This is a genomic window from Lysinibacillus sp. LK3 (assembly GCF_001043675.1).
GTDB classification, from domain to species: domain Bacteria; phylum Bacillota; class Bacilli; order Bacillales_A; family Planococcaceae; genus Lysinibacillus; species Lysinibacillus capsici.
Genome location: NZ_LDUJ01000007.1, coordinates 135015 through 149860 on the forward strand (window position 1 = coordinate 135015; position 14846 = coordinate 149860).

Here is a 14846-nt window from a genome sequence, read left to right on the forward strand (position 1 = left end):
TTTTTTCACCCCTAGTCTGCACTTGCAACACGTAATATTTCTGAAGTGGTTGTTTGGCCTGCTACAACCTTTTGTAATCCATCCACTAATAGGGTATGGTAGCCTTTTTCTTTCATATAATCACGGAGGACGCGATCACCAACACGATTTAAAATCATATCCTTTATTTGGCGATCAACAGGGAGGATTTCATGAATCGCCATACGTCCTCTGTAGCCTGTTTGATTGCAGGCAGGACATCCACGCCCTTTTTTACCATGTGTTTTGCCTTCCACCCCATTCTCCTCAAGTATTTCTAGTTCACGAGAAGTGAATATATATGGTTCAGCACAATCACGACAAACTTTTCGTACAAGACGTTGCGCCATGATTCCTACAAGGGAAGAGGATAATAAAAATGGCTCGATCCCCATGTCATGGAGCCGTGAGATAGATTCGATGGCACTGTTAGTATGCAGTGTACTTAATACTAAATGGCCTGTTAGTGAAGCACGGATAGCAATTTGAGCTGTTTCAAGATCACGAATTTCCCCTACCATTACAATGTCGGGGTCCTGTCGTAAAATTGAGCGTAACCCTACCGCAAATGTTAAGCCGACTTCCTCTTTTACTTGAATCTGATTGATACCATCTAACTGATATTCCACTGGGTCCTCAACCGTAATTATGTTGACGCCTTCTTCATTTAAATGAGAAAGGGCCGCATATAACGTAGAGGACTTACCTGAGCCTGTTGGTCCAGTAATCAGCATCATACCGTTTGGATGGGCTATCATTTTCCTGAAAAGTGCTTCATTACTTGCACTAAAGCCTAATTTATCAATATCATTGGCTGAATTAGTTAAATCTAAAATACGCATAACTACCTTTTCACCATAAACTGTTGGTAGTGTAGCTAAACGGATATCGACAGGTCTAAAATTAACATTGGTTTTAATACGTCCATCCTGCGGAATACGATTTTCTGTAATATTTAAATTCCCCATAATTTTAATACGCGCCAATACGACGTTTTGCATGTGCTTTGGCAAGGATCGCTCAGTACGTAGCACACCATCTACCCGATAGCGGACACGAAGCTCTGTTTCTTGCGGATCAAAATGGATATCACTAGCGCGCTGTGCGACACCATTCGCAATAATTTGATTCACTAAACGAACAATAGGTGAATCCTCATTCTCTATTTCCTCTTGTGTTTCCGTACTTGTGGCAGCCAAATCCAACATTGCCGCATCCATTGATTCCTGTAAATCATAGTATTTTGTTATCGTCCGATATAAATCATCTTTTGCCGCAATACTTGTCTCGATTTGACAGCCTGTCGTCATACGAACTTCCTCAATGGCGAAATAATCCATCGGGTCTTCCATTGCAATAAACAATTTATTTTTCTCTTTGCGAATCGGCATAATATTTGTCCGCTTTGCCAGCTCCGCTGGAATTAGCTGTAATAATTCGGGACTAATTGAAAACTGATTCAGACTGATATGAGGGATACCAAGCTGGAATTCTAAGACTTCAATAAGCTGCTGCTCTGTTAAGAAATTTTCTTTGATAAGGAAATCTCCAAGCTTCTCATTTTTCATCTTAGTAGTTAATGCGTACTCAAGCTGGTCAGCTGTGATAACACCTGATTCCACCAGTAAATCCCCTAAACGTTTACGCCCTGGCTTCATTGCCATAAACATACCTCCAATCGTTATGGACTTGTTTGTACAAAATTACCACCCTTATCATAGTAGCCATAGACAATTTCTGGTCCATCTTCTTGCTTTGTTTCCTCTGATTTTGAAGGTTTCACATCAGGCAAACCATTACCATCTAAATCCACTTCTAAATCAGGATCTGATGCACCCGCCCCTACGTTCTGAGTAGGCGTTGTGATAATAACAGGCTCCTGCGAAGAACGCGTAACAATTCGATTTTGAGGTGCATAATAATCTCTACTAATGAATTGTTCTTCTGTTGCTCCGTTCTCTACAATGGAACGATATACTTCCACTCTTGAACCCTCTTTCCCCTCTTGCTCCACTCTTTCTTGTCCAGCCTTTAACTCCTTCGAATAGCGATAAATAATGCGTGGCTTTACAATTTTATCCTTACTAACACGTACTGTGATGTCCTTGTCTTTCGCGGCTGCAAAAACTTCTATCTTTAATTGATTACCCTCTATAGATGCTTTCAGTTTACCGAGCTGCTCAGACCGATTAATAAATTGTAAGTCTTTTGCTAATGCTGCATTGATATCTGCCTCAATTCCCTGTTGCAAATAGCTTGGATTTATTTCCTGAGAGTGTCTTTCTAAAATTTCGTAATCCGTTTGAAGAATTACACTATATAGCATTGATGCCACAAAATCTAAACCTGCATCATTGACAACCTCAGCCTGTTCACCTAAAAGTGTAAGCAACGAGATGGATTGATTTGGAACTAGATTTACATCATTTAATAACTGAATGATTTTTGCTACTCCTTGACTATTTGCTGGTAGCTCGGCAATCTGAAAGGCAATCCTTTCCCCGGTTTGCATGGAACCTTCATTGATAACGGCTTCGACCTTATGCTCCTTCAAATAGCTGGCTTGTAAGATTAGTTTCTGGAGTGTTTTATCTGTATCCCAAACACCTGCTTCATCTATTTGCTGCGTAATAGCTTCATTGACGGTAACAGGAATGGGAATATGAACTACTTTTTCTTTTTGCCAAAAAGCATACCAAGGCTTTTTTGTCAGCATTTCGTACTGAGCAATAGCTGCTGATGGATCAAAAACAAATTGTTTCGAGTCAATGGTTTTGGCTATACCATCACTAACAATTTCCATTTCGGCACCTTGCCATTCTGAAATTGCATTTTGTAGCGTAGTTGCTAAATCTACTGTTTTCACATCATGGATCTCAATACCCCCAATGGTTGAAGATTTAGGACCTTCTTTAGCAAAAACTGTGTCATTTAGCACAAATGATGGAACAAAAAATCCCACAATTAGAACAATTACCAAAAACAAGCTAATTATTTTTATGTATGTTTTCATCCACATCATCCTTTATTTAACTTAGTGGTTTTTCTATTTATATACAAATGATACTACAACTATGGTATTCTGGCACTACTAAAATGCAACTTTATTCCGATTTTGACTAGATATTTCACATGAAAATTCAAAAATAATTCAACAATTAGTCACAAAGAACTATGCATAACCTTAAATTTCTTTCGATACATATTTAGAATTTGTTATAATAGCCTTAATTAACTATTTTAATTCATTATCTTTTTGAACTTTCATACATATTAAGAAATTTTTATTTTATAATAAATTAAAGTTAACTATATCTTTAGCATTAAAAACAATTATGATATTTAGGAGGTTTTACACACTCTATATGAAATTTATGATTATGAACACCAAATGATGAAAGCTTTGTTAGTGGTCAATCTATTGATAAAGCGTTGCTCCGTGAGGTCCACATGATCATAGGAGTGGACAAAGACACTGTAAAATAAATCAATAAAACAAAATAGAGCTAAATATCGACATACAATATATTTTCGGTTACTCAACATAGACCAAACTATTGATAGATCAATAGTAATATAGGGAGGGGAGGGAATTGATTTTGATAAAATATCTTAAAAATAATCAAGGCATGACTTTGATTGAAGTTGTTGCCGCCCTTTTAATAATAGGCATTGTGTTAATTTCATTTTTTGGCTTGCTCGTTCAATCAAATAAGACAACGCACAAGTCAAATGATATTATGGATGCTACTTATGCCGCTCAAGTAAAGATGGAGGAGATTTATAATGCATCTGGTGGAGCTGTTACTTATGAAGATTTAGCAGGTGGCTATGAATTAGATGAAGAGAATGCTAAAACGTCCTCATCTTCTTTACCCACTAACCAAGTGTATAAATATCTACCACACAAAGAAGATCGTTTTACCTACCATTTAATATTAGAAACATTTCCTGCAGATACCGCTTATAAAAATGCGATTTATGTACATCTAGAAGTTATTGAAAATAGTACAAATAGTAAAGCTACAATGGAAAATGTGTATATACTTGGGGGGGCAAAATAAGATGAAATGGCTCTTAAATAGCAAAGGTCTTACATTATTTGAAGTGCTCACAGTCGTTGTTATTCTTGCCGTCGTATCCATGCTGAGTATTAGTATTGTAACATCTGCTACAAAGCAACAACTCGAGCAAAGTACACATAATCGTGATATTAAGGATTTATCTTTTGCCTTAAAAGTAATTACGAAGGATTTTCGAAAAAGTGATAACCTTATAACAGAATCTGATGATACAACAGACCCTCCGAAAGAATTACACACATTATTGTTAGGTGAGGAAGTTGTATCAACTTATAGATTAGAAAATAATCAAATTATTCGAAATTCAAATAGCAAGGATGAAGTCATTGCATATAAAATATCATCATTTACGATCAGTGGAGGCGCTATTGAAATTATAAGTGAAGATGGTCAAACAGCAGCAACAGATATTACTCAAAGGAGAGGAAAATAATGAGTAAACAAATTAAAAATCAACGAGGTTCAGCACTTGCCCTTGCATTATTTTTAGTTGTGATTATTTCAATCCTTGGTATTTCTTTACTCAGTGTCTCTTCTAACAGTCTAAAACAAGTAGACTATGAGAGAAAAGATCAGGCTGTCTTTTATATTGCTGAGGCGGGGATGAGTTTAGCGAAATTAGAAGTAAAAAAAGAATTATCAGAAATTCAAAGTAGGTCCTATCAGCAAATTACGAAATGGATTGATAGTGAAAATACAAGAAGAAAAAGCACTCGACCTCAGCTTCCTCGTTTAAAAAAGGCGGAGGCGGAGGCGGAATACAGAAGAATTTTAAATAGTGAATTTAAAGCTTTTAAAAATGCCCCTTCTATACTAGAATCACATGCCATTTCGTCAGGAAAAGTGGCATCTATTACATTAGATACTGAATTACCAGCAGATGGGACGCCATTGCTTTATCGAATTAATATTGTATCAAAGGGCAGCATTGAAGGCTCCAAAGAACGAGAAGTAACGCAAGAAATCGAAATTGAACCTCGTCTTCCGTTTTCGGAGGACGGTGATAGTGGTGATGGCACTGGTGAAAATAATAATGAACAACCACCTGGTAGCTTCCCTGATGGCTATGCTTCAATTGTTTCAGGAAATATCTCCATTACAGAGGGTGGTTCTGTTACAGGAAATGTAAGTTTGCAAAATGGTACTTTTACACTTAAAGGTGGAGCAAAAGTTAATGGAGATATAAGCTTAGAAAATCCAAATAATATAATTGCGGATCACTGGCTTTTGTATACTACCGTTCCGAAGTTGAATATCGATCCGAAAAGTTATCTACCCCCAACATTTTTTCCAGATGATAAGTTTTTAGCTGCAAACAATATATCTTATGCATCTAAACAAACAATAGGAGATCAATGGAACCCGTATGATGTTATTGACAATCAAGGAAACTATAACGCTCCCCATACATGGAGAGACCCAAAATATACGTTAAACCTTTCTACAGGATCTTCAAGTATTAAGTTTAGAAATTTCACTGTGGATACAGGTAATGATTTCACAATTGATGTAGGAGATAAAGAGATTGATATTTATATAGATAATTTAAATATTAAAAACGGGAAAATTTTTATTAAAGGGAACGGGAAGCTAAATATATATGCAAAAAATATAAGTAATTTCATTGGCCCCTTCAACCAAAATGGGAATCCATCTCAATTAAATATTTATCATCAAGGATCATCTACAATAAATCTTAATGCTAACTCAAAAATCGCTGGATCTATTATAAATAAAAGCTCAAACATGGTTTTAACATCAGGAGCTGCTATCTACGGAAATATTATTTCAGGAGGTAGAAGCATAGAAATTAGCGGAGGCATGCAAACTAATGGGCAATATATAATTGCACCGAATGCCACTATTAATTTGAAAGGAGGGGGAAATATTACAGGTATTGTAGTTGCGAATAATATATCTTCAAGCGGAGGTACTAGTATCACTTATGGAGGACCTGCTACCCCTCTACCTCCAGGTGTTGTACCTGAAACAGAAACATCAGATTACCCTACTCCAAATGTAAAAGATAATCTTTTCTGGACTGAGGAAACAAGTATGATTGAAAATTAATGCGACAAAACAGCCATGAGAATTTTCTTATATGGCTGTTTTTCGTCTTACTTAATTTCATAAGGGAAACTATTCTTTCATTAGTAATTGCTTGTACGATAATCATTAAGTGTCTTAGATAGGGAACTTATAGCAAAAAATGTCAAAGCGCTTTTTAAATAACGCTTTGACATTTTTAGTATTACTATTTACTAATATCTATACACACTAACTTCATTCATTTTTCCTCAACAACCTACCCGACAATAGCATTCCAATACCACCAATGGTAATAAATAGAACAGCTCTAATCAGTAAATCAAGGGCAGATAAGTCAAAGAAAATTAGCTTAATAAATGCGATAACTAAAATAATAAAGCCTGTTGTGCGCAATGTTTTTAAATGATGTGTGGAACTAATCCATAGTGATACACTAGCAGTTAAGAATAATGTAATAGTTGTAAGAGCGATACTTAGCTTCCAATCAAGTGCGTTGTTAAATGTAAACTGATGGATCAGTCCCCATATCGAAATCATCGTGAGCACAATCCCCGTACTTACAATGGCGTCCACATATTTCCCCAGACGGTCCTCGTACAATCGATAAATAATTCCTTTTACAAGCACATCAGCGACAATCGCTACAATCACTGCTAAATAAATTAATCTAGTGATAGTGTTTAAGCTTTCCAACATTGACACTCTAGTGCTGATCATCAAGGAGACTAGTAGGAAAAATGCACCAAGTACTGGCGTTAATGCACGTCCTTTGTAAGTTTCCTCTACAAATAAAGAACCAGTAAATAAGACAGCTAGTACGATACACACCATATATGGAATGCCATTTGCGGCTGTAAAGTATACGGCATCTAGCTTGCTAATATAGGCTAAGAAATAGCCAGCTGTGACCACTGCTAAAATATCGATTACATACAAATCCTTCATGACCTTTTCAAAAGGTGAGAGTGTCTCTTTTGGACGTCTTGCATATAAATAAATAATGATGAAATAGATGATTGGCATAAATAAGCTTAAATGATCGATGCTGAAAAATGGACTTGGTTCATGGAAAACAAAGTTTAGTGTAAATGTCATCACAAGGGAAAGTGAAGTAACGACCTTCATCATACTTGCACGTATTCGTAAGCTCATCATCACGCCTGCAAATGCAATCAAAGGATACAATAAATCATCCACTTTATTCGGAATATTCAATAGAAGTATCATATTACAGAAGGTGATAAACACAAGTGTCACAGCACTATCCAGTACCTCCTGCCATTTTTGACGATAGCTATAAAACGCTACAGCGCCAAATAAAGCCATAAAAATGAGGAGTAGCATTTCTCCATTTTCAAGAGAACGAATGATTAAATTCAGCAGTAATAAACTAAATGAGCCTAAAGAAAATTGGAGTCCAATGTGAAGTGGCTTCCATTTGGATTGTGCGTTATACAGTAAACACCATATTGCATAAAAGATTGCTAGAATTACAAGTAAGCCAAGTGCAAAAACTACTTGTTGATCACTATTCATAAATGCTACAACACTCACTGCTAGCACTGAAAAGAATGTGGCGATATAAAGGGCTAGTTTTTGCTTGTGCTGGTAAATAACTAATTGCAATGCAGCAAACAATACGACCACAAATAATAAAATAATGACAGCACTAAAATCCATATATTCTAGTAAGTAAGGTAGTAATAATGATGTAAAGGCAACAAAAACAGTTAGTGCTTCATTTTTCTTCAAATAGCTAATAGCAATACCATAGCCAATATAAAGCAGCGTAATGCCTAGTGCTGGAATAAGACCAATGATTTCATATAATATGGCACTTGCTGCGGTTGTTAAAATACCGACAATAAATGCCCCACCATATAAAGAAATCGTTATAGCCGATGAGCCTACTTTCCTACGCTCTAGTACATAGGCAATAACTGCCAATCCCAACGATAGTACATAGGCAAGGATGATTTTCACGCCATCCGATAAATAGCCATAGTCACTGACAAGTTTTAGACCCCAAAGTACGCCCATTACTAAAATAACCATGAATACTTTTGGAAGTGCCCACATAACACGTTCCTCCATCGATGGCTGTGGTTGCACTTCTTTTTCCGCTACTTTAGTCGGGATAGGCTTCGACTCCAGTACTGGTTTTGGTTTAATTGGTTCTGATTGCTTGATCATCGACTGTCTGGCATCCAGAGTATTATTTTTTTCAGTGCTTTGCGAACCTTTTAATATTGACAACTCCTGACGTAAATCTGCCATTTCCTCCTCGAGCTTCGCAATTCTGCGCTCCAATTCAAGGGACATTCAATCATCCTCCCCACTTTATCAATTTTCTAACATTATAACATATTTATCCTTATTGTAAAATTACACTTTTTGTTCATTTTATCTCGGTCTCCGATACATTAAGGCACGTTCACTATCACTAGTGCCACGTGTGGTTGGATCGACAATGACCCCCATTAACACAAAAATGGATAAGACTGTATTTAAAATAGATGATATTTGCTCACTCATCACACCTGTAAAATCATAGCCAAAAATTGCAGCCACTTGTTGTGCGAGTAAGAGCAACAATGAAAATAGCCCTAGTAGAAATGGAATATGTTGAAGACGAACCTTCCAATTAATTCTCATAAAAGCTCACCTCCCCCCCTCTTGCCACAGTATATGCATAGTGGTTATGTGACACATATGCAAAAATGGAACTCTTGCCAAGTTACTAGGATTTTTTGATAATATTTTGTGATGCAATCTATTTTCAAATATAGAAAGTGAAGGAATTTTTTTCATGAATAACATGTTCATATATTTAGTTTACTTAGAGCCCTCTCAAGAATGAGAAGGTTTTTTTCATGTAAAAATTTTTGTACATTTTTTTACCAAATCATTGACAATGGATGCCATAAGTTATATGGTTAGTTACACAAGTAATTAACCAACTAACAAGTGAGGTGGATTGTGATTCATTCTTTAAATAACGAAAAGCCCATTTTCCAACAAATACGTGAAAGAATAGAAGATGCCATTCTAGATGGACAGCTACAGCCTGAAGATCGCATTCCATCTACAAATGAGTTTGCAAAAGAATACCAGATTAATCCTGCAACTGCTGGGAAAGGCGTGAATGAATTAGTGGATAAGGGCGTCATTTATAAAAAGAGAGGTGTCGGTATGTTTGTACATGCAGACGCCAAAAATATTTTAATTACTGAGCGTAAAGAAAGCTTTTTCCAGCAACATATTGAACCATTGAAAAAGGAAGCAAGACGTCTAGGCATTTCAGATGAAGAGTTACAAAAATTGATACTAGGGGGATCATGAATGAAAATTAATGTGAGCAATGTCACGAAATCCTATAAACATAAAGCAGCTTTGAAAAATATCTCTTTCACCATGGAGGGACCAAAGATTATTGGCCTTTTAGGTCACAATGGAGCTGGTAAAACAACTTTTTTAAATTTATTATCAGGCCTCATCTCTACAACAAGCGGAGAAATTTTAGTTAACGGAGAAAATGTCTTCAATGCCCCTTCCACATTACGTGATATTTGCTTTGTCGCTGAAAGTGGCAACTTTCAAGAAGAAATGACCATTGCCCAAACATTAAAGGCCAATCACTTCTTTTATCCAAAATGGGATGAAGAGCTAGCTCAAGAACTGCTACAAGTATTTGCCCTGAATCCAAAAGATAAAGTGCGTAATCTTTCAAAAGGGATGGTCTCTGCACTTGGAATTATTACAGGCTTTGCGAGTTGTACAGCTATAACTATATTTGATGAACCTTATATCGGTTTAGATGTAGCAGCGCGTAATATGTTTTATGATTTGTTAATTGAGCAGCAAACAGAAAATCCGCGATTATTTATTCTATCTACACATTTAATCGATGAGGCAAGCGAGCTATTTGAGGAAATTTTCATTCTACATGAGGGCGAACTTTTGCTCCAAAAGACCACTGATGAATGGCGAGAGCATATTGTGGCTGTAAAAGGCAATGCCTCAGATGTTGAGAGAGCAATTGGGGATTTACAAGTAATCTATCAACATACATTTATGCAAGAGATGACAGCTATTGTCTTCGCAAATGGTCAATCCATTGAAGATCAGAACATTACGCTTGAATCTGTCTCTCTTCAAGATATGCTCGTCTATTTAAGTAAACAGAAAGTGAGGCCGGGGCGATGAACACGATGAAAGGCAGTTTTTATATCTTATTTCAAAGCTATAAGAAGCAAAATATTATTTTTTGGAGCATTTTATTTTCTATCGTGCTTTTGTCATTTTTCTTAGATGCATTTTTTGGTCAATATGTATCATTTGCTATGACTATTTCAATTCCTGTTTATATTTTTTACAGTATGATGGCAACAAAACTTCTCAATAAAACCTTACCCTATTTTTTAAAGCTAGGATTAAGTCGTCAGCAATATATGTTGTATGTCGGGCTATTTTTTTTCAGCTGGAGTCTGGTCGGTGCCTTGATTATTGCGTGTGCTCATCAAATCATTTCTTATGTTTCTACCCTATTCAATATCAAAGATATTATTATCATCCACCCTATCTTATTTTTTGATATTACCCATTCATTTTTCCAAACAGTAGTATTGGATACGGTCTTGCTTTTATTTTGTCTAAGTTCTGGCCTTCTCCTTAACGTTGTTTTTTATCGTTTAGGCATACTAGGAGGCTATAGCTTAATTGGTTTCCTTGCATTAATACCTATATTAATGGTGATCTTTGAATGGTATTCTCCGTTGTATAAACTATTAGCCAATTCATCTATATTAGCGATTTTAGGGAGCATGTTTGTTTTTAGTATTTTCCTCTATCTAGTTATTTCAGCTAGTATGCGAAAGGTTTCTGTAAATCCTGTATAAATAGAATAGGAGGAAGATAATAACATGAACCCAAAAATGTTGATAAAAATAATTGGTTTAGAGTCTCTACTCATATTTTTCTATGTTTTAAATGGTGCCTTTGTTTCTATCAAACAACCTTTAAGCCCTTTTCTACAGTTTGCGCTGTTAATCCCATTTGCATTAGGGCTCTTCATGTATATAGCGGCGAAAAAGAAATGGAGAGTATATTTCTTTTATCCTATTAAAAAGAATCATTTCTTCATCACCTTACCACTTCTTCTTATTTTAGGCATCATCTTAGTAAGCACAAAAGGATTGAATATGACATCTATTAGTGATTTAATTGTCATGTTTATCATGCAAATTTTCATAGTAGCGTTTATTGAGGAGTCTGTATTTAGAGGCATTATGCTACGCATGCTATTAGCAAAAGGGGCTTTTTCTGCTGTCTGGATTTCTAGTATATTGTTTGGCGTCACACATGCGTTACAATTACTAGGTGGCCAATCTCTAGAAGATACGATTCTTCAAATCATCTATGCTCTTTTAGTTGGCCTTGTTCTAGCTTTACTTGTATTGGAAGGTCAATCAATTATCGTAACAATTATTTTCCATGGACTGAATAATTTCTTCAACATTATGGGAAATACGGAAGGCTCCATGTTAAGTGCCTATCTTATCATTTTTGTACTCTTTATCTACATGCTTACGTTATGGAGACGTCTAAAGAAAATCGATCACAATCTGTTTATGAAAAATGCCAAGTCCATTTAAGACTTGGCATTTTATTTAGAAGAGTAGATGACCAACCAATGCTGCAATTGGAAGAGAAATAAGCGTACGTAGTATAAATAAGACGACTAAATCCAAAAACTTCAATGGAATTTTTGTACCTAAAATAAGTCCACCTACCTCAGACATATAGATCAGCTGTGACACAGAAACAACAGCGATAACAAATCTAGTAACATCCGATTCAATCCCTGCACCTAAAATAGAGGGTAGAAACATATCGGCAAAGCCTACGACCATTGTTTGCGCTGCTTCAGCCGCTTCAGGCAAGCCAAGGACAGTTAAAATTGGCTCGAACGGTTTTCCTAAAATCGCAAAAATACTTGTAAATTCAGCAAGCATTAAGGCAATTGTCCCAAAAGCCATAACAATAGGGGCCACACCCACCCATAAATCAATTACATTTCTAGAGCCATCTTTGAAAAATTGTCGAGGATCACGATTTGCATGTGCAACAGCAAGTGCATTTTCTAAACCATGTGAAACAGAATTATAGCCCTCTGGTAATTTCTCACGTGAATAATCCACTGGTGTCCCATCTATATACGTATCCTCCTTTTTCGCAAGTGGATAGATTCGAGGCATAATAATGGCTAATACAATTCCACAAAGTACTACTGTCAAATAATAAGGAATAAAATAGCGTGCCAAATGTACAGTATCCAATACAACGATACAGAATGTGATGGACACTACTGAGAAACTTGTGGCAATAATCGCAGCTTCTTTTTTTGTGTAGTTCCCCATCTCATATTGTTTACTGGTCATTAACACACCTATTGTGCCATCACCTACCCATGACGTAAGAGCATCGATTGAAGAACGCCCTGGACTTTTAAACAGTGGCCGCATAATTTTCACCATCATTGTCCCGAAAAATTCAAGTAAACCGAAGTTTGTTAAAAATGGTAAAAGGAAACCCGCAAACAAAAAAATGGTAAATAAAAACGTCACAAGTCCCTCATTTGGATCCATGAGAAGTCCACCCGTATTTTCATTATTGATGGCAGAAGGTCCAAAATTGAAGACCACCATTGAAGCAAAGGCTAAACCGATAATACGAGTAATTGTCCAAAACCAATTAACATAAAACAATGTATCCAACATACTAGGTTCTTTAGCATTTTTACGAGGGATAAATTTCGCTATCAGTGCACCAATTGCAGAGATGGCAAACATTCCAATTGTAAAATAGCTAATGATCGGGGCCACAATCCCCGCTAAAATATTGGCTAATATGGCAATGGGTACTTTCCAGCCCTCTTCCGTTAAAATGGGGGTCATAAATAGAAAGATACCAATTAAAGACGGAATAATGAAGTAAAAATATGTAGCAACAGAATACTTTTTCATTTTTTTATAAAACCTCATCTCTTTTAATCTCAATAATTTATGTATTTTGCATAACAACAATTAAAATAGTGTTTATAAGAAACATTTTTTTATCAATTGTTGTACAACTATATAAGCAAAATATGTTGTTTTCATTCAACATCTCATCCCTCCTTCTGCTATAGAACGATTTTAAAAGCTTTGAAGTATTGAGCATTAAACAGAAAAACACTCAAATTATTCATGTTTTTATAACATAAACGTGATATAAAACTATTGTAAACGCTACAACGCAATTGGTTCAACCTCACAATATTCAGAATATTTATACATTCATAAAATAAAAGCCTAACTTCTTAATTAGAAATTAGACTCCTTTGAATTAGCTAGTAATTCTATGATGCATCAATGATTTTTTAATTGTTTTATTGGACCTTTCGTAACTTCAGTCAGTTTTGAATTGATAGCAAAGATTTTTGCGTTAATAGTAGTGATTCCAAATTCAGCTAGCCTTTTTGAATGCATTGCTATATATTGTTCAGCTGTGCGTTTCGATTCAAATAGATAGATGCCGCCCGCTTCGTTTGTTTCAGGGCTCTCTGTCCAAATTTTCCACAAAAGTCCTTCCTCTTCATAAATACTTTTTGCTAAGTCAGAAAACGCTTCTGCCATCTCATCACCAAATGGTCCATCCAATTTAAAATCTACTTGTAATACGTATGTCATTGCCATTCTCCTCATTATTTAGTAGTAATATAACACTCACCAAGTATTTCCTTCATTTCATATTGATCTGATGAAAGCTCTTTTTTCACATAAGATATAACCTCTGACTTTTCCAAATCATACATGACTTCAATTTCTTTCGAAAATAGAAGCTTTTCTTTTTCAAGCAAGCTTAAAAGAGATGGCAGTTGTTTTGGTTGCAGCTCTTCAAAATTGAGAACCTGTTTGAGTCCTTCCACATAATTTACAAATGGACGCCCACCAACAATTTTCAACCCTTTATTATCTTCATTCATCATAATAATAGTTGGAAATCCTCTTACGCCTAGATTTCTTGCAAGGTCAAAATCTTCATTTAATAACTGTTGCCCGCTTGTTTGTTCTGATTCGTTTACAATAGCCACTCCATCAAGCCCCAGTTTATTTACAATGTCAATCATAACGGATGTATCTGCAATATTTTGATTAAATACGAATAGCGCTTCTCTTGCTCTGCGCAAATATTCAAATGCTATAGCATCATGCTGATTTTTTTGAATCACTTTAAAAACACGAGATGGTGGATAGGATGATTGCACTGGATTGTTCATCATCACTGTTCCATCTATTGGCATGCGATAATATTCTCCAACTTCTCTCCAGTGTCCTACAACGTCGGCAGGTCCAGATATTCCATTAGCAGGGTCTACTGGACCATCACCCCATTTTTCTAGTAATCCTCCCATAATCGTATGAAAGTTAAAATAGTGTCCGTACTGCTCGATAAAACGTCGAAGAACGGGTTCGAGTGCCCAACAATGAGAACATATTGGATCAGTTACATAGTATACTTCAATGGATTTCTTTGGTTGATTAAAATCAATTATCCCTAATTCCTCCTCGCCAGCTACTCCACATACACCTGTCTCTAAATCACAAACCATTGGATGATTCTTCAATTGACTATCCCCTTTTCTTACTTTCATTA

General features: G+C 35.9%; 14 protein-coding genes. 7 read left to right on the forward strand and 7 right to left on the reverse strand.

Annotated features, from left to right (window positions below; all coding sequences use genetic code 11):
• Positions 1 to 11: 11 nt before the first annotated feature.
• A complete protein-coding gene (locus VK91_RS05105; protein ID WP_369700606.1) occupies positions 12 to 1682 on the reverse strand; it encodes a GspE/PulE family protein in 1671 nt (556 codons plus the stop codon).
• 17 nt (positions 1683 to 1699) lie between these two features.
• The gene (locus tag VK91_RS05110; protein WP_048391348.1) at positions 1700 to 3031 is read right to left on the reverse strand and encodes a G5 domain-containing protein; all 1332 of its coding nucleotides are present in this window, start codon (positions 3029 to 3031) and stop codon (positions 1700 to 1702) included.
• Positions 3032 to 3611: 580 nt separating this feature from the next.
• Between VK91_RS05110 and VK91_RS05115 the strand changes: the two genes are divergently transcribed.
• From VK91_RS05115 to VK91_RS05125, 3 genes are read left to right on the forward strand one after another with little or no spacing between them, the layout of a single operon-like run.
• A complete protein-coding gene (locus tag VK91_RS05115) occupies positions 3612 to 4082 on the forward strand; it encodes a prepilin-type N-terminal cleavage/methylation domain-containing protein (protein ID WP_231595582.1) in 471 nt (156 codons plus the stop codon).
• A 1-nt stretch (position 4083) separates the two neighbouring features.
• Positions 4084 to 4533 carry a type II secretion system protein J gene (locus tag VK91_RS05120; RefSeq protein ID WP_048391350.1) on the forward strand — a complete coding sequence of 150 codons (450 nt, stop codon included), beginning with the start codon at positions 4084 to 4086 and terminating at the stop codon, positions 4531 to 4533.
• Positions 4533 to 6170 (forward strand): hypothetical protein, encoded by a 1638-nt coding sequence (locus VK91_RS05125; protein ID WP_048391352.1) that lies wholly within the window; start codon positions 4533 to 4535, stop codon positions 6168 to 6170. Before VK91_RS05120 ends, VK91_RS05125 begins: the two co-directional genes overlap by 1 nt.
• Positions 6171 to 6383: 213 nt before the next feature.
• Here the strand turns inward: VK91_RS05125 and VK91_RS05130 are convergent, their stop codons facing one another.
• Together VK91_RS05130 and VK91_RS05135 are read right to left on the reverse strand one after the other, a co-directional pair.
• Positions 6384 to 8471: a DUF2339 domain-containing protein gene (locus VK91_RS05130; RefSeq protein WP_048391355.1), complete on the reverse strand. Its 2088-nt coding sequence runs from the start codon at positions 8469 to 8471 to the stop codon at positions 6384 to 6386.
• An 81-nt stretch (positions 8472 to 8552) separates the two neighbouring features.
• Entirely contained in the window at positions 8553 to 8804 is a 252-nt protein-coding gene (locus VK91_RS05135) for a phage holin (RefSeq protein ID WP_048391360.1), read from the reverse strand.
• 324 nt (positions 8805 to 9128) lie between these two features.
• On the opposite strand from VK91_RS05135, the gene VK91_RS05140 reads away from it, so the two are divergent.
• The 4 genes from VK91_RS05140 to VK91_RS05155 are packed head-to-tail and all read left to right on the forward strand — an operon-like array spanning position 9129 to position 11803.
• A complete protein-coding gene (locus VK91_RS05140) occupies positions 9129 to 9491 on the forward strand; it encodes a GntR family transcriptional regulator (RefSeq protein WP_048391366.1) in 363 nt (120 codons plus the stop codon).
• Positions 9492 to 10355, forward strand: a complete 864-nt coding sequence (locus VK91_RS05145) for an ABC transporter ATP-binding protein (protein WP_048391368.1) — start codon at positions 9492 to 9494, stop codon at positions 10353 to 10355.
• The gene (locus VK91_RS05150) at positions 10352 to 11047 is read left to right on the forward strand and encodes a hypothetical protein (RefSeq protein ID WP_048391370.1); all 696 of its coding nucleotides are present in this window, start codon (positions 10352 to 10354) and stop codon (positions 11045 to 11047) included. Before VK91_RS05145 ends, VK91_RS05150 begins: the two co-directional genes overlap by 4 nt.
• A 24-nt stretch (positions 11048 to 11071) precedes the next feature.
• The gene (locus VK91_RS05155; protein WP_048391371.1) at positions 11072 to 11803 is read left to right on the forward strand and encodes a CPBP family intramembrane glutamic endopeptidase; all 732 of its coding nucleotides are present in this window, start codon (positions 11072 to 11074) and stop codon (positions 11801 to 11803) included.
• Between the two features lie 15 nt (positions 11804 to 11818).
• On the opposite strand, the gene VK91_RS05160 is transcribed toward VK91_RS05155, so the two are convergent.
• From VK91_RS05160 to VK91_RS05170, 3 genes are all read right to left on the reverse strand, one after another.
• Entirely contained in the window at positions 11819 to 13174 is a 1356-nt protein-coding gene (locus VK91_RS05160; RefSeq protein WP_048391372.1) for a YjiH family protein, read from the reverse strand.
• Positions 13175 to 13558: 384 nt separating this feature from the next.
• Complete coding sequence (locus VK91_RS05165; RefSeq protein ID WP_048391374.1) at positions 13559 to 13879, reverse strand: monooxygenase; 321 nt, start codon at positions 13877 to 13879, stop codon at positions 13559 to 13561.
• 14 nt (positions 13880 to 13893) lie between these two features.
• On the reverse strand, positions 13894 to 14817 hold the full coding sequence (locus tag VK91_RS05170; RefSeq protein WP_048391375.1) for a DsbA family protein: 924 nt from the start codon (positions 14815 to 14817) through the stop codon (positions 13894 to 13896).
• Between the last annotated feature and the right edge of the window lie 29 nt (positions 14818 to 14846).